Origin of the sequence: Saccharothrix sp. HUAS TT1 (assembly GCF_040744945.1) — a bacterium.
Classification (GTDB): domain Bacteria; phylum Actinomycetota; class Actinomycetes; order Mycobacteriales; family Pseudonocardiaceae; genus Actinosynnema.
Genome location: NZ_CP160453.1, coordinates 5043696 through 5058518 on the forward strand (window position 1 = coordinate 5043696; position 14823 = coordinate 5058518).

Annotated in this window: 19 protein-coding genes; 6 read left to right on the plus strand and 13 right to left on the minus strand. The window is 70.4% G+C overall.

Annotated elements, in window-relative coordinates:
• Window positions 1–274: 274 nt before the first annotated feature.
• A complete protein-coding gene (locus tag AB0F89_RS23385; RefSeq protein ID WP_367127698.1) occupies window positions 275–1051 on the plus strand; it encodes a BTAD domain-containing putative transcriptional regulator in 777 nt (258 codons plus the stop codon).
• An 8-nt stretch (window positions 1052–1059) separates the two neighbouring features.
• Here AB0F89_RS23385 and AB0F89_RS23390 read toward each other — a convergent pair whose 3' ends face one another.
• From AB0F89_RS23390 to AB0F89_RS23405, 4 genes are all read right to left on the minus strand, one after another.
• On the minus strand, window positions 1060–1806 hold the full coding sequence (locus AB0F89_RS23390; RefSeq protein ID WP_367127699.1) for a GAF and ANTAR domain-containing protein: 747 nt from the start codon (window positions 1804–1806) through the stop codon (window positions 1060–1062).
• A gap of 51 nt (window positions 1807–1857) precedes the next feature.
• Entirely contained in the window at window positions 1858–2550 is a 693-nt protein-coding gene (locus AB0F89_RS23395; RefSeq protein ID WP_367127701.1) for a GAF and ANTAR domain-containing protein, read from the minus strand.
• 318 nt (window positions 2551–2868) lie between these two features.
• Window positions 2869–3393 (minus strand): DUF5994 family protein, encoded by a 525-nt coding sequence (locus AB0F89_RS23400; protein WP_367127702.1) that lies wholly within the window; start codon window positions 3391–3393, stop codon window positions 2869–2871.
• A 461-nt stretch (window positions 3394–3854) separates the two neighbouring features.
• The gene (locus AB0F89_RS23405) at window positions 3855–4085 is read right to left on the minus strand and encodes an RGCVC family protein (protein WP_367127703.1); all 231 of its coding nucleotides are present in this window, start codon (window positions 4083–4085) and stop codon (window positions 3855–3857) included.
• A 527-nt stretch (window positions 4086–4612) separates the two neighbouring features.
• On the opposite strand from AB0F89_RS23405, the gene AB0F89_RS23410 reads away from it, so the two are divergent.
• On the plus strand, window positions 4613–5665 hold the full coding sequence (locus tag AB0F89_RS23410) for a fatty acid desaturase (protein ID WP_367127704.1): 1053 nt from the start codon (window positions 4613–4615) through the stop codon (window positions 5663–5665).
• 327 nt (window positions 5666–5992) lie between these two features.
• Here the strand turns inward: AB0F89_RS23410 and AB0F89_RS23415 are convergent, their stop codons facing one another.
• Both AB0F89_RS23415 and AB0F89_RS23420 read right to left on the minus strand, forming a co-directional pair.
• A complete protein-coding gene (locus tag AB0F89_RS23415) occupies window positions 5993–6544 on the minus strand; it encodes an EF-hand domain-containing protein (RefSeq protein ID WP_367127705.1) in 552 nt (183 codons plus the stop codon).
• A gap of 94 nt (window positions 6545–6638) precedes the next feature.
• Window positions 6639–8954, minus strand: a complete 2316-nt coding sequence (locus AB0F89_RS23420) for a molybdopterin-dependent oxidoreductase (RefSeq protein WP_367138983.1) — start codon at window positions 8952–8954, stop codon at window positions 6639–6641.
• Between the two features lie 334 nt (window positions 8955–9288).
• Between AB0F89_RS23420 and AB0F89_RS23425 the strand changes: the two genes are divergently transcribed.
• Together AB0F89_RS23425 and AB0F89_RS23430 are read left to right on the plus strand one after the other, a co-directional pair.
• Window positions 9289–10368, plus strand: coding sequence for an amidinotransferase (locus AB0F89_RS23425; protein ID WP_367127706.1), 1080 nt, complete (start codon window positions 9289–9291; stop codon window positions 10366–10368).
• A gap of 43 nt (window positions 10369–10411) precedes the next feature.
• Window positions 10412–10978 carry a dihydrofolate reductase family protein gene (locus tag AB0F89_RS23430; RefSeq protein ID WP_367127707.1) on the plus strand — a complete coding sequence of 189 codons (567 nt, stop codon included), beginning with the start codon at window positions 10412–10414 and terminating at the stop codon, window positions 10976–10978.
• A gap of 42 nt (window positions 10979–11020) precedes the next feature.
• Here the strand turns inward: AB0F89_RS23430 and AB0F89_RS23435 are convergent, their stop codons facing one another.
• The 7 genes from AB0F89_RS23435 to rpmB all read right to left on the minus strand — a co-directional run bounded on the left by AB0F89_RS23435 (window position 11021) and on the right by rpmB (window position 14060).
• Complete coding sequence (locus tag AB0F89_RS23435; protein ID WP_367127708.1) at window positions 11021–11569, minus strand: hypothetical protein; 549 nt, start codon at window positions 11567–11569, stop codon at window positions 11021–11023.
• 297 nt (window positions 11570–11866) lie between these two features.
• Window positions 11867–12202 carry a hypothetical protein gene (locus AB0F89_RS23440; RefSeq protein WP_367127710.1) on the minus strand — a complete coding sequence of 112 codons (336 nt, stop codon included), beginning with the start codon at window positions 12200–12202 and terminating at the stop codon, window positions 11867–11869.
• A 284-nt stretch (window positions 12203–12486) separates the two neighbouring features.
• Window positions 12487–13116 (minus strand): GTP-binding protein, encoded by a 630-nt coding sequence (locus AB0F89_RS23445; RefSeq protein WP_367138985.1) that lies wholly within the window; start codon window positions 13114–13116, stop codon window positions 12487–12489.
• Window positions 13113–13346 (minus strand): 30S ribosomal protein S18, encoded by a 234-nt coding sequence (gene rpsR, locus AB0F89_RS23450; RefSeq protein WP_367127711.1) that lies wholly within the window; start codon window positions 13344–13346, stop codon window positions 13113–13115. The genes AB0F89_RS23445 and rpsR overlap by 4 nt, the downstream gene beginning before the upstream one ends.
• An 11-nt stretch (window positions 13347–13357) precedes the next feature.
• Window positions 13358–13654 (minus strand): 30S ribosomal protein S14, encoded by a 297-nt coding sequence (gene rpsN / locus AB0F89_RS23455; protein ID WP_367127712.1) that lies wholly within the window; start codon window positions 13652–13654, stop codon window positions 13358–13360.
• Window positions 13654–13821 carry a 50S ribosomal protein L33 gene (rpmG, locus tag AB0F89_RS23460; RefSeq protein WP_053715063.1) on the minus strand — a complete coding sequence of 56 codons (168 nt, stop codon included), beginning with the start codon at window positions 13819–13821 and terminating at the stop codon, window positions 13654–13656. The genes rpsN and rpmG overlap by 1 nt, the downstream gene beginning before the upstream one ends.
• Window positions 13821–14060: a 50S ribosomal protein L28 gene (rpmB, locus tag AB0F89_RS23465; protein WP_367127714.1), complete on the minus strand. Its 240-nt coding sequence runs from the start codon at window positions 14058–14060 to the stop codon at window positions 13821–13823. The genes rpmG and rpmB overlap by 1 nt, the downstream gene beginning before the upstream one ends.
• Window positions 14061–14182: 122 nt before the next feature.
• Between rpmB and AB0F89_RS23470 the strand changes: the two genes are divergently transcribed.
• Window positions 14183–14434 carry a type B 50S ribosomal protein L31 gene (locus AB0F89_RS23470; RefSeq protein WP_184916285.1) on the plus strand — a complete coding sequence of 84 codons (252 nt, stop codon included), beginning with the start codon at window positions 14183–14185 and terminating at the stop codon, window positions 14432–14434.
• A 1-nt stretch (window position 14435) separates the two neighbouring features.
• Window positions 14436–14597 carry a 50S ribosomal protein L32 gene (gene rpmF / locus AB0F89_RS23475; protein WP_367127715.1) on the plus strand — a complete coding sequence of 54 codons (162 nt, stop codon included), beginning with the start codon at window positions 14436–14438 and terminating at the stop codon, window positions 14595–14597.
• The last annotated feature ends 226 nt before the right edge of the window (window positions 14598–14823 follow it).

Consider the following 14823-nt stretch of genomic DNA (forward strand, 5'->3'; position numbering starts at 1 on the left):
GGAACGAACCCCTGAACGGGTGGTTTGAGCGGCGGCGCAGCCCATTTCGCGCACGACGAATCCGGCTGGTGGCAAGGGATGCGCGCACGAACCGCGTCGTTCGCCGTGTCCGCGCTGGTAACCTGGTCGGCAGGACGTCAGTCGACGGTCCACCGCAGCCGGCTCCGATTCGGCCGCGAGTGCGCGGTTCCGCGCACACCGAGCAAGTCAAAGCCGGAAGGTCATCCGTGATCATCTTTTCGGACCTCTTCGACACAACACCGAACCCGGGCCCATGACCTCGCTCGTGGCGCCGGAAGCGCGCTTGGCGGCCCACGGGGGCCAAGCGGGTTCGCGCGTCGCGCTCCTGGACGGGTTCCGGCTCACCCTCGGAGCCGACGCCGTCCCGGTCTCCGGGGGAGCCGAGCGCCTGCTGGCGTTCGTGGCGGTGCGCCGGAGGGCCGTGGGACGGCTGTTCGTGGCGGGCTCGCTGTGGGCGGACGCGACCGAAGGCCACGCCTACGCGGCTTTGAGGTCGACGTTGCTCCGGATGAATCGCGCCTGCCGGGACACGCTGCTGGTCACCCCGTCGAGCCTGGCGCTCGCGCCCGGCGTCTCGGTCGACCTGCGCGACGCCCAGGCGCTCGCCCACCGCCTGCTGGAAGCCGGTCCGCACGCCGCGGCGGACCTGAGCGTGGAGGCCGTCACCACCCTGTCGTCGGAACTGCTGCCGTTCTGGTGCGACGACTGGGTCGACTTCGAGGCCGAGGACTGGCGCCAGCTCCGGCTCCACGCGTTGGAGGCGGTGGTGGACGGCTTGGTGCAGGCGAGGCGGTTCGGTGACGCCACGGCGGCGGCGAGCGTGGTCGTCCGGGCCGACCCGTTGCGGGAGAGCGCGCAGACCGCCCTCATCCGCGTCCACCTGGCCGAGGGCAACCGGTCCGAGGCGGCGCACGCGTTCGACCGGTTCAGCCGCCTCCTCCACGTGGACCTCGGCCTGGCGCCCACCCAGGAACTCCGGGACCTGGTCGGACGCCACCCGAGGCCGCCGCGCGGCGGACCGGACCGGTAGGCGCCCGGTCAGCGCCGGGGCGTCTTGGCGTGGGCGGACGCCTTGAGGAATTCCGCGGTGTCGATGTCCCCCGCGATGACGCCGTGGGCGACGCTGCTCAGCTTGAGGTTGTGCCCGCGGGCGTAACCGCGCAGCGCGGTGAACGCGGTGTCCATGCCGACCTGGAGGCGTTCGGCCACCAGCCCCTTGGCCTGTTCGACGACCACCCGGCTGTTCAGCGCGACTTGCAGCTGCTCGGTCAGCACCTGGTGGTGGTGGATCGACCGCTGTTGCAGCAGGCCGATGGTGGCGACGTCGACCAGCGCCGTGGCGGTGCGCAACGCGGTGGTGTCCAGCTCGCCGGACCGGTTGCGGAAGAGGCTGAGCGCACCGATCACCTCGTTGCGCAGGCGCATGGGCACCGCGTCCACGGCGGCGAACCCCGCTTCAGCGGCCACGGCGGTGAACCTCGGCCACCGCCCACCCGCCTCCGCCAGGTCGGGGTGGCTGACCCTGGTGCCGGTGGCGAACGCGTCCAGGCAGGGCCCGTCGTCGTTCTGGAGCTGGAAGAGCTCCAGCAGCCGGGCCTGTTCGTTGGACGACGCGATCAGCTGCAACCTGCCCCGCTGGTCGGCCAGCAGCAGCCCCGCGGCGTCGACGTCGAGGAGTTCGACGCACCGGTTCACGAGCATGTGCAGGAAGTCGATGACGTCGAAGTCGTCGACCAGGGTGTCGGCCAACTCGACGAACGTTTCGACGAGACGTTCACCGTCCATCGCAGCCACCTCCGCTGGTGTGCTCAGAGCGCGATCGTGTTCCGTGCGTGTTCACGGTCGTCCTCCGTCGTGGTCGAACCGCCGTCGGCGGGCCACGACGTCGGCCGCCAGCCCGCTCAGCGGCACCTGCTCGGCGAACGCGCGGGCGCGCAGGTGGGCGAACGCGTCGGCCATGCCCAGGTCCAGTTGCACCGCGACCATCCCGGTGGCCTGGTGCACGTGGGGGTTGTGGAGGGGGAGGCCGTCCTCGGCGCCGTCCGCGAGGTCCAGGCCGGCGTGCTCGTCCAGCAGCAGCCGCAGGGCCAGTTCCGCGAACGCCAGCGAGTCGATGAGCGCCGCGGCGTCGAGGTGTCCCACGTCGAGCCGGTACAGCGACAGCACCCCGGCCCGGATCGCGCCGACGCACAGCGGCAGCGCGAACAGCGCGCTCGCTCCGGCTTCGACGGCCAGCGGCGCGAACATCGGCCACCTGGCCTGGCTGGACGGGGCGTCGAGATCGGCGACGAGCGCCGGGCCGCCCCCGCGCCAGATGTCCACGGCCGGTCCTTCGCCCACCGTCACCTGCAACTCGGCCAGGCGTTCACCCAGCGCGTCCGTGGCGCACCTGACCTCCGGCCAGCCCGAGGTGTCCACGGTGAGCACGGCGCCGCTGACACCCAACCGCGCGACGGCGGCCTGGCAGAGGGCGTCGACCGAGACGGGCGTGCCCAGTTCGGCGGCTTCCTCCGAGATCCAGCGGCTCACTTGCGCCAACCGACTGGTGGTGTACCGGGCCATCCGGAGACCTCCCAGTCAGCGGGTCGCAGGGCACGATCCGAACCTCCCGCACCGCAGAACACGATCACCCACTCTACGCGCCGCAACCCCGCCGCCCGCTGACCGGCGTCGGGGGCCAGGTGCCGGAAACTCCCAGTCGAGCGGGAGACGGTCGCCGACGGCGGCTGACGTTCACCCGGACACGCCTGCGCCACAGCGGCCCGGGGGGCACGGCGACGCCGACCGGCGAACCGGGTACCACCGCCGGGGGAGACGTGGTCGTTCGTCCCGACGGGGTGGAGGCGGTCATGACGCGGCCTCGTCCTCGTAGAGGCGCACTTCCCGTCGCGGTCCGCGCGCCGCCGCCCGCAGGTCGAGCCCGCCGCCGTCGACCTCCGCGCGCTCAACCGTCCGCCACCCCGGGAGGGCGGCGACGCCGGCACGCCGGACAGCGACGTTGTTCCACTCCAGGATGTCCTCGACGTCGGCGGTCGAGCCGGTGTCCGCCGCGGCGCGCAACGCGGCCCGAGCGGCGCCACCCGGCGTGGCCGACGGGATCACCAGCAGCCGGGTCCGGGCGCGGCCAGGGCCGATCATCGTGACCGTGTGCGGCTGCGTGGTGCGGAAACCCTCCATGCGCACCACCGCGTCGCGCACGGTGAGACGCGGTCCGACGGCGTCCCACGCGTCGAGGTTGTAGGAAACCCGCTGCACGTGCACCCCCCGCGCGGCCATGGCGGTGATCAGCGGGGGGAATTCGGTCGCGGGGTCGGTGGACCACGGCCACCAGCCACCGTCGACGGAACCCGACCCGTCGGTGTGCGGTTTCACCGCCCACCGGCATCGAGGCCCTGTGGTCGGGTCGGTGGTGGGGGGACCTGACTGGTTCGAGGTCAACTCGGCGTTCCCGCCTCCGGCCGGTCCGGCCGGAATCGTGGTGCGCCCAAGGCGGCGCCGGCTCGAACGCCGGCGCTCGATGCGCCCTCGGTACTGCCCACATTACGCCGTCGAACAGCCGAAAAACGATTCGCCGAGGTTTTCGGCCGGAGATGCGAAAAGAGTCCGGAGTGCTCGAAAATGTTCGGACCGGGTTTGGCGTCGCCTTGTGCGGGGATCGCGCCGGGCGATGTGCCGAATACCTGATGTTCGTCAGCCCGCCCGGACCCCACGCTCCGGCCGCCGGCCGTCACCGGACCGGACCTCGAGTTCGAGGTGTTTTCTCCCCAGTTCGAGGATGTGCCGGTGCGGGGCCCCGATCAGGCGTCTTCGCGGGCCGAGCGCCGGCACCGGCGTCATGCCCGATCGCTGATGTTCCCCTGGTCCGACTTGCCGTAGGTCGCGCTGCTCGACTCGGCGGAGCACAGGCAACCTCGGTGCAGCCCGCCCGCCCGGGTCGCGGCGCAGAACCGCCGTGCGAGGGGGTCGTGGGCGTCCGCCTGGTGCGGGCACGCGGAGCAGGACGGCTCGGCTTGCCTCGCGGCGTCGGGCGCCACGGGGTCGATCAGCATGTGGGTCGTCGTCATCGGTCAGTCCTTCGTGTGGTTGAGGCGTGGTGTCCGATGCGCTGCCGCCGCGGACGTCGAACCGCGGGCGGGAGGGTTCCCCGGTTCGTTCTCCGGGGACGCGTCGAATGAGATCGGCTTCGCCGGGGACCGGGGCGACACCTCCAAGGGTACCCCGAATACCTCGCCGGTTGTCGCCGGACGTCATTTCCGCCATTTTCACGGTGGTGGCCGCCACCAGGTGCGATCGGACGGTCTGCGGTGAACGGGCCGGCGTGTGCCGCTCGGCACATCAGGTCGACAACGGGAACAAGCCGAGTGCCGGCCGCGTTCAACTCGATGACGGGCAAATCCGGTTCTTGCGCATCCGTCCACCGAAAACCCCCGGGGCGTCCAACGGCCCGCACTTCCACGGGCCCTCGTGAACCTCGCGAACGGGCCGCGCCGACTGATCGGCTGATCGGCCCCCTCCTCCCAGGCGCCACTCCACCCCAGGTCGCGGACACCGGGGAAGCGGGCGCGCCCGTCCACTCGGAAAGCAGATGTTCATGATCTCTTCACCCACCGCCGAGGCACGACCTCCCGAGGCCCGCCAGAGCAGCGACTTCGCCCGTTTGACGCGGCAGCTCAAGGACGCCGGCCTGCTGGAGAGGCGACGCGGGTACTACGCGACGAGGATGGCGATCAACGTGCTGCTGCTCGCGGTGGCCGGAGCGGCGATGGTGCTGCTGGGCGACTCGTGGTGGCAGGTGCTGACCGCGGTGCTCTTCGCGGTGGTCTTCACCCAGTTCGCCTTCATCGGCCACGACGCGGGGCACCGGCAGATCTTCCGCTCGCACCGGCACAACGACCTCGTGGGCCACCTGCACGGCGGTGTCACCGGGATCAGCTACCAGTGGTGGGTCGGCAAGCACACCCGTCACCACGCCAACCCCAACCACGAGGACCACGACCCCGACATCGAGATCCACGCCATCGCCTTCAGCCGCGAGCAGGCCGGCGACAAGCGCGGCCTGTACCGGTGGATCACCAAGTACCAGGCGTTCCTGTTCTTCCCGCTGCTGCTGGTCGAGGCGGTCGTGCTGCGGATCTCGGGTCTGCAGGCCCTGTGGCGCGGCGAGCTCAAGCACCCCTGGCGGGAGGCCGCGCTGCAACTCCTCCCGGCGGCCGCGTACCTGACCGCGGTGTTCCTGGTGCTGTCCCCGCTGAAGGCGGTCGTGTTCATCGCGGTCCACCAGGGCCTCATGGGTGTCTACCTGGGCTGCTCCTTCGCCCCCAACCACAAGGGGATGCCCATCATCGCCAAGGGGCAGCGCTTGGACCACCTGCGCAAGCAGGTCCTCACCTCGCGCAACGTCACGGGCGGCCGGTGGGTCGACGCGCTGCTCGGTGGCCTCAACCACCAGGTGGAGCACCACCTCTACCCGCACATGCCCCGCCCCAACCTCCGCCGCGCGCAGCCCGTCGTCGAAGACTTCTGCGCTCGCAACGGCATTCCCTACAGCAAGGCCGGCCTGCGCTCCTCCTACGCCCAGGTGCTGCGCCACCTGCACGACGCCGGCGCGCCCCTGCGCTCGGAGCGCCGCGCGTCGCTGGGCTGAGCGCAGCAGACGTCCGACCGCTCCCACTCAGCTGGTCGGTGAAGTCGCGAGGCTCCACAGGCGGGCGGCGTACCAACGCGGCGGGCACCGCGCGATCGCTACGACGACGGCGTCCCGTTCGGGTTCTCGGGAAGCCCACGGCGCGGCCGGTGCGGTGCCGGCGCGGACCACCAGTTCGGTGGTGAGCATCAGGGGGTGCCGGGTGAGGGGCTTGCCCCGGCCGGTGGACGGTGGTCAGCGGCGGGATGGCCCACCGGCCGGTCGGCAGGTCGGCAGGTCGTAAGCCGACCACGCTCAGGTCGTGCGGGATGCGCAGGCCGGGGCCGGTCAGCCGGCGATCCTGCCGAACAGGTGCGCGGCGGGGGAGTTCGGGTCGTCGCCGTAGAAGAACTCCGCCAGCGCCTGGTGGAACTCGGCGCGACTCAGCCAACCCGAGCCGTCCAGGTCCAACGCGTCGAAGACCGCGGCGCAGTCCTCGGGGGACACGTTGCCCGCCAGGCCGAAGATCTCCCCGAACTCGGCCCGGTCGAGCCTGTCGTCACCGTCGAGGTCGATCAGGTCGAAGTAGCAGTCGCCCACCGGCCCGACCTGCTGCGGGTACAGGGCGGGGTCGGCCAGCGCCCGCCGGAACCCCTCGGTCATCTCCCGCAGGTCGACCTTCCCGTCGCCGTCCTGGTCCATCGGCGCGATCACGTTGGCCCAGAACGCGTCCAGCCCGTCGGTCAACCGGCGGGCGGTCGTGGACCCCGGCGCCGCGTCACGAGCAGCGATGTACCGCTCGCCCATCAACCGGACGTCCTGCCGGGTGATCACCCCGTCGCCGTCGACGTCCGCGCCCTCGAACCACTGGCGGTACTTGAGATCCTGAACTGCAGTCATGACAGCGCAACGTAGTCAAGCGGTCGGGCAATACCCAGGGGACGCGACCACCGGGGAGTTCGGATCACTCGTTCGAGTGACGCCATCGTCCACGTCAGCTGGGCGGCACGAGGCTCGGTGGCGTGAAGGCGAGCACATCGGGCAGGGGACCGTCGTAGGGCTCGACGTCGACCAGCGCGCTGAGGGCGCTCGGTCCCTGGGACAGGCTTGAGCACGGTCGATCCGCCGTGAGGACGTTCGGGTTGCCGTGGCGGTCCAGCGTTCCGCTCAGGCCCGGCTCGACCGGGTCCCACCACGCCCCCGTGGACAGCTGCACGACGCCCGGCATGACGTCGTCCGACAGGATCGCGCCCGCGAGGCAGCTGCCCCGGTCGTTGTGGACGCGCACGACCACGCCGCTCTCGATGCCGCGTGCCGCGGCGTCCGACGGGTTCATCGTCAACGGCTCGCGGCCGCGGATCTTCGAGTCGAGGCTGTGGCCGCCGTTGTCGTACTGGCTGTGCAGGCGCGAGGCGGGCTGGTTCGAGATCAGGTGCAGCGGGAACCGGTTCGACAGGTCGGCGCGAAGCCATTCGGCCGGTTCGAACCACTTTGGGTGACCGGCGCAGTCGTCGTAGCCGAACGAGTCGATCTCCGCGGAGAAGACCTCGATCCGGCCCGACGGCGTCGCCAGGGGGAAGCGCTGCGGGTCCGAGCGGAGGTCTTCGAAGCTGCCGGGGAACGGTCCGGTCAACGCCGGCAGCTCGGCGGTGGAGTTCTGCCAGAAGACGTCGAAGTCCGGCAGGGCGGCCTCGCCGCCGAGCTGGGCCCTCGTCTGCTCGTAGAGGTGCCGGACCCACTCGATCTCGGAGCGCGACTCGGTGAACTCCCGCTCGAACCCGAGCCGGGCGGCCAGGGCGGCGAAGATGTGGTGATCGGTGCGCGACTCGCCCGCGGGCTCGCGGACCTTCGGCATCGCGACGAGGTGCGGGTCCGAGAACCCGGCGGCGAAGTCGTCGCGCTCCAGGCCGGTGGCGACGGGGAGGACGATGTCCGCGAACTTGGCCGTCGTGTTCCACCAGGCTTCGTGGACCACCACCGTGTCCGGGACCTGCCAGGCGCGGGTCAACCGGTGGAGGTCCTGGTGGTGGTGGAACGGGTTGCCCCCGCACCAGTAGACCAGGCGCAGCTCGGGCAGCGTGAGGCGCTTGCCGTCGTAGTCGATGACCTCACCCGGGTTCAGCAGGGTGTCGGCGATCCTCGCGACCGGGATGAAGTCCGGGACCGGGTTGGGGACCTCCGGGATCGTCGCCACGAAGGCGCGGCCTTCGGCGACGCCCGTCGCGTCCATCGTCGCGTACCCCGCGCCCCACCCGCAGCCGGGACGGCCCATCGAACCCGCCATGGCGGCCAGCACGACGGACATCCAGATCGGCTGTTCGCCGTGGTCCGCCCGCTGCACCGCGTAGTTGACCATGATGAGCGACCGCTGGGTGGTGAGGCGGCGGGCGAGGTCGGTGATCACGTCGTGCCCGATGCCCGTGATCGCCGCCGCCCAGGCGGCGTCCTTCCGGATGCCGTCGAGCTCGCCGACCAGGTAGGCGGCGAAGCGGTCGAACCCGACGCAGCACCGGCGCAGGAAGTCCTCGTCGTGCCACCCGTTGACCAGCATCGTGTGCGCGATGCCGAGCATCGCGGCGGTGTCGGTGTTGGGGGTGACGGGCAGCCACTCGGCGTCGAGGAAGCCCGCGGTGTCGCTGCGGATGGGGCTGACGTTCACGAACCGCACCCCGGCCTCACGGCACCGGCGCTGCAGGTCCCGCGTTTGGTGCCGGGCCAGCCCACCGGGGTTGATCTGGCTGTTCTTGAGGGCCAGCCCCCCGAACGCCACCACGAGTTCGCAGTTCTCGGCTATGTCGTCCCACATCGGCATCCGGCTCTGGTAGCTCCACGGGTGACCGCCGATCACGTGGGGGAGGATCACCTCCAGGGCCGCGGTGCTGTAGGTGTTGCGCGAGTCGGTGTACCCACCGCCCAGCGCCAGGAACCGCTGGAGCTGACCCTGCGCGTTGTGGAACCTGCCCGCGCTGGCCCAGCCGTAGGACCCGCCGAACACCGCGCTGTCCCCGTGCTGTGAGCGGACCCGGCGGAGTTCGTCGCTCACCAGCGTGATCGCCTGGTCCCAGCTCACCTCCACGAAGGTGTCCGCGCCCCTGGCCGTGCCGTGGGCGCGAGGCTCGCCGTCCAGCCAGCCCTTGCGCACCGCGGGGCGCAGCACGCGAGCGCTGTCGTCGGCGGCTGTCACCATCCCGGGGCCGATCGGCGAGGGATCGGGGTCATCGCGAGTCGGCTCGATCCTCATTAACCGGCCGGAGTCGACCACCGCGGTGAAGCTGCCCCAGTGCGTCGCAACCGGTATGCGTCTTTCCATCACGCGTCAACTCCGCCTCTGAAGTGGCCGTCCCGTCCTCCAGCGTGCCGCGCGCTGCGGCTGTTGGCCAGCGAGTGGCACCCGCGGTAGCGCGACCATCTGCGAGAAGTGCAAGGCGGGAACAACGCCATCCTGATCGAGAACCGCTACGGCGTCACGGTCGCGAGCCAGGGCGGCTGGGTGTCCGGCGGTGGTGAGATCCGCCTGGCGGCGCGCTCGGACTTCCCGAACGACGAGGTGTACCCGATCGTGGTCCTTCGCCGCGCTGCCCGATCGGTTACCGCGTGGTTCCATCGGGGTCGCAGCCTGCTCGGATCGCCGAACCGGGAGAGCCATGGCCGATGCGGTGCGCACGTCGCCGGTGTGGTCGCACACGGAGTGGGACCCGCTGGAGGAAGTGGTCGTCGGCGAGATCCGCGGCTGCGCGATCCCGGCGTGGGACCCGGCTGTCGGGGCGACCACGCCCGAGCGGCACCAGGAGCTGTTCCGCCGGGAGGCGGGGCGCGGCTTCCCCGCCGAGCACGTCCAACGCGCTGCCCAGGAGCTGGACGCCTTCGCCGCCCTGCTGACCTCCCGCGGCGTCCGGGTCGTGCGGCCGGAGGCGGTCGACCACGGCCGCCCCTTCGCCACGCCGAACTGGCGCAGCCCCGGCGGCCTCTACAGCGCCATGCCGCGCGACCTGCTGCTGGTGGTCGGCGACCTGGTCATCGAGGCGCCGATGGCCTGGCGCTGCCGCTACTTCGAGGTCGACGCCTACCGGTCGCTGCTCAACGACTACTTCCGGCGCGGCGCCCGCTGGATCAGCGCCCCGAGACCGCGGCTGCTCGACTCGCTCTACGACCCCGACCACGACCACGAGCACCCCTACCGCAGCGGTCGCTACGCCACCACCGAGGCCGAACCGACCTTCGACGCGGCGGACTTCACCCGCTGCGGGCGCGACCTGTTCGCCCAGCGCAGCCACGTCACCAACCGCGCCGGCATCGAGTGGGTCGCCCGGCACGTAGGTGAGGACTACCGCGTGCACGTCCTGGACACCACCGACCACGCGCCCATGCACCTCGACGCCTCGTTCGTGCCGCTGGCCCCCGGAAAGCTGCTGCTCAACCCCGAGCGCGTCAAGGCCGTGCCGAGCTGCTTCGACACCTGGGAGATCCGGTTCGCCCCCGAACCCGCGCTGCCGGCCGACCACGTGCTCTACCTGTCCAGTGCCTGGGTGAGCATGAACGTGCTCGTGCTGGACGAGCGCACCGTCGTCGTGGAGGCCGGCGAACAGCCCCTCATCGACCTGCTGCGGGACTGGGCCTTCGACGTGCTCGCCGTGCCGTTCCGCAACGTCATGCGCTTCGGCGGCTGCTTCCACTGCGTCACCGCCGACATCCGCCGCACCGGCGAGCTGCGCTCGTACTTCTGACCTCCGTGGAACCGGTTTTCGCGTTCGGGCAGGCTGTACCGCCATGGGAACGCTGACCTATGGCATGAACGTCTCGCTGGACGGTTACACGGTCGACGCGAACGGCGACCTCGGCTGGAGCACGCCGGACGACGAACTGCACCAGTACTGGAACGACCGGACCGGGCAGGTCGCGCTGTCGCTGTACGGGCGCAAGCTGTACGAGCTGATGGCGGCCCACTGGCCGACCGCCGGCCAGGCGCCCGACGTGCCCCCGGTGGAGGCCGAGTACGCCCGGCTGTGGCTCGCGATGCCGAAAGTGGTCTTCTCCCGAACCCTGGAATCGGTCGACTGGAACTCCAGGCTGGAACGGGGTGACGTGGTCGAGACCGCCAAGAAGCTCAAATCCGAAACCGATGGCCTGATGGAGGTCGGCGGCGCCGCACTCGCCGCCCCCTTGATCCGAGCCGGCCTGGTGGACGAGTTCCACGTCCTGGTCACGCCGGTCGCGATCGGCGGCGGCACACCGTTCTTCCCGTCGTTGAACAAGTGGTTGGAGCTGGAACTGGTGGAGAACCGCACGTTCGGATCGGGCGCGGTCCTCCTGCGCTACAAGCCCGTCCTCGACTAGCGGACGCCGTCTGCCGGGACTCCCGGCAGACGGGGTCGTGCGTCACCCCTCGTAGAGAACCGCACCACGCGCGTCGAGCGCCTGGTGGACGCGCATGTAGGGCAGCTCGTCCTCGCGCACGCCGGTCAGGTCGACCAGGAAGCTGCCGCCGCTGACCCGCGCGGCCACGATGTGACCCGATGTCGTCCGGATGCTCAACCCGGCGACGTCGGCGCGCACGGCCCCGTGGACGTACCAGTCCCCGTTCGGCGGGTCACCCACCAAGCCCGACGAGCCCACGGCCTTGTCGTGGTGGATTTCGCGGTGCCACGTGGTGGTCCTGGCGCCGTCTACGGTGCACACCAGGGCGACCGACTCCGAACGTGCCACGAGGACGACCTTCCGGCCGCGCACCATGCTCGGGCCGGCGGTGAACGATTCGAAGCGCGTCGCCCCCATCAGCTGGACGCAACGTTCGAGTGCCGTGGCGACGCTCGGCGGTGTCTGGTCGGGCACGGGACGGGCCTGACCGACCAGCGCCGCAGGCACTTGAGCCACCGCCCACAGCGCCACCAGCAGCAGCGACACCGCCGCAAGTCCGATTCGCAGCATCTTCCACCCCCTGCTCCCAGTATTCTCCACTCACGTCGCCGGGTGGTGCCGAATCGACATCCCCACCTTCAGGTTTTCAATGAGCTGTCCTCACTTCAACCGAATCCAAGGGGCCGTTGCTGACCCGACAGCACCCACCTCCATCGAGCCTGAACACGCCGCACAGGGGAGAGCAGGACATGCGTGAATCAGGAATTCGACGTGCTGACGAGCCACGTGAACGTGCAACCGTTCGACAACGCAGTGTCGTCCTCCGAGCGCGCACTTCGCCCCGCCGAAGCGAGCGCTCCGGGTCGATCAGCGAAGCGTCCCCGCGTTTTCAGGCCATGGACCGGTGTTGCACGGGAAGGTTTTGCCGGCCGTGGTGGACCCGGTGGAGTCGGTTGCCGTCACGGCGATGTCGACCACCTCGCCGAGCACGCACTGACCCAGGAAGTAGCCACGGCCGTCGGAGGTCGGCACGGGGACGCCGTTCCTGGTCCAGGTCAAGGCCGCCGGCGCGGTGCCGCTCCGGACGGCGAAGCAGGTGAAGTGACTGCCGTACGACTGGCAGCGGAGGTCGACGGAGGGTGCGGCCACCACAGGCGTGGCGGTGGTGATCATGGTGACGGCGGCTGCCGCCACCGCGAACACGCGTGCCCTCAACGGAACCTCCCGCAACCGGTTGACCACACGCTAGCCGACCGGAGACCTCAGGTGAACGATTTCCGATCGCCCTTGGAATTCGCGGTTCGGAGTCGCCTCCATTGCCGGACCGATTCCGACCGCGGTCGATCTCCACATCAATTGCCGAACACCGTCGGCCGATCGCGACTCCCCGACCACGCGACTCTCCTGCGACGTGCCCGCCCGGCGGGGCGTGCCCGTTCAGGCGACGACCGCAGTCCGCGACAACGGCACCACCGTCGACCTCCACCTCACCCCGCAATCCGACGCCCACGCGCGACGAGTGCCGATCGCACCGACCGGGCACGGGGGTCGCGGCCCTGCTCTACGACCCGACCGACGGCATCGTCGGTGAGCAGTTCGCCGGGTTCGATCGTCATGTTCGGACCGGCCTGGGACCACACGGCGAAGGTGTGCGGGCGGCTGGGGATGTGGCAGAAGCCCTTGCTGCGCACCACGCCTTCCCCGTCGGCCAGGGCGGCGACCAGTCGGGCGGGGTGGAACGGCCGGTCGGCCCGGTAGGTGACCGAGCGGATGCCGTGCTCCTCCTCGGCGGCGGCGAGGTCGCGGTCGTCCAGTCGGTCGCCGCGTTCCAGTTCGGGCAGGAAGTTCGAGGCGTCGACCACGGTGACGATCGTGTCGAGGCGGGCGTGGTCGGACAGGCTCGTGCCGTCCTCGAACGTCCACTCGAACGTCGCGGCCACCGGCATCGGCTCGGAGATGCCGGTGGACTCGATCAGGATCGTGTCGAAGTGGTCTTCCCGGCGCCGAGGAAGCCGGACAGCACCGTGACGGGAACGCGCGAATCGGAGGTCAGGTGGTTCTTCCCGGATAGGGCCCGGTGTGCTCCGTCGCGCGGACGGAGCACACCGGACGGTCAGCGACCCTGCGACGGGTAGGGGAGCAGTGCCATCTCGCGGGCGTTCTTGATGGCGGTGGCGACCTGGCGTTGTTGCTGCGGCGTCAGGCCGGTGACGCGGCGGGAGCGGATCTTGCCGCGGTCGGAGATGAACTTGCGCAGCAGCGTCGCGTCCTTCCAGTCCACGTCGGTGATGCCCTCTTTGCGCAGGAGGTTGACGCGGCGCTTGGCGGGGCGTTCGGGGCGGGGCACGGTTGTTCCTCCTACCAGCTGGACTTGGTCACACCGGGGAGTTCGCCCCGGTGGGCCATCTCGCGCAGGCGGATGCGCGACAGGCCGAAGGCGCGGAACACCGCGCGGGGCCTGCCGTCGACGGTGTCGCGGTTGCGCAGCCTGGTGGGGCTGGCGTCGCGCGGGAGCTTCTGCAACGCCCTGACGGCCTCGTCGCGCCGTTCGGGGTCGGTGCGGACGACCTCCTTCAGCTCCGCCCGCCGCTCGGCGTACCGGGCGACGACCTCGCGCCGCTGCCGGTCCTTGGCGATCTTGGACTTCTTGGCCATCAGCGCTCCTCCTTGAAGTCGACGTGGCGGCGCACGACCGGGTCGAACTTGCGCAGCACCAGCCGGTCGGGGTCGTTGCGGCGGTTCTTGCGGGTCACGTAGGTGTAGCCGGTGCCCGCGGTCGACCTCATCTTGATGATCGGTCGGACGTCGGTGGACTTGGCCATCAGACCTTCACCCCCTGGCGGCGCAGCTCGGCCACCACGGCCTCGACGCCCCGCTTGTCCACGGTCTTGATGCCCTTGGTCGACAGGGTCAGCACCACGTGCCGGTTCTCCGAGGGCAGCCAGAACCGGCGCCGCTGGGTGTTGGGCAGCCAACGCCGGGACGTGCGCCGGTGCGAGTGCGAGACCTGCTTGCCGAAGCCGGGCTTGCGCCCGGTGACCTGGCAGTGCCGTGAGGACACGCTACCTCCAGTTTGAAACGACAATCGTTTCCGTTAGGCTAGCGCACGTGGTTGCCGAGGGTGGTTCGAGCACCCGGCAACCCCGACCCCCGCGCCGAGCGGCACGACGAGATGGAGGAGTTGTGAAGCAGGGCATCCACCCCGACTACCACCCGGTGGTCTTCCAGGACCAGGCGACCGGGAAGGCGTTCCTGACCCGGTCCACGGCCACGTCCGCCCGCACGATCGACTGGGAGGACGGCAACACCTACCCGCTCATCACCGTGGACATCACGTCCGACTCGCACCCGTTCTGGACCGGCGCGCAGCGCGTCATGGACACCGCGGGCCGCGTGGAGAAGTTCAACCGCCGCTACGGCAAGAGGAACCGCTGACATGGCCGTCCCCAAGCGCAAGACCTCGCGCAGCAACACCCGCCACCGCCGCTCGCAGTGGAAGGCCACCGCGCCGGACCTCGTGCCGGTGACCACCCTGGACGGCCGCAAGCTCACCGTGCCCCGCCGCCTCGTCGCCGCGTACCGCCGCGGCCTGCTGTGACCTGAGGCCGACCCATGTCCTGAACGGGTTCGCGGAAATTCCGGACTACTGCGTGGGTGATTTTTCCTCGTTCATCATGCGAATGCGCTGTTTCTGGGTTATGTGAATCGGGCCGGCGAACCTCCGTAATGGATCTTCACATGGTTCAGGTCATTCTCCTCGTGTGGTGGTGGTCGTTGTGATTGCACATAATTCTTGACCAAGTGCCGATCGGGTGTCTGATCAG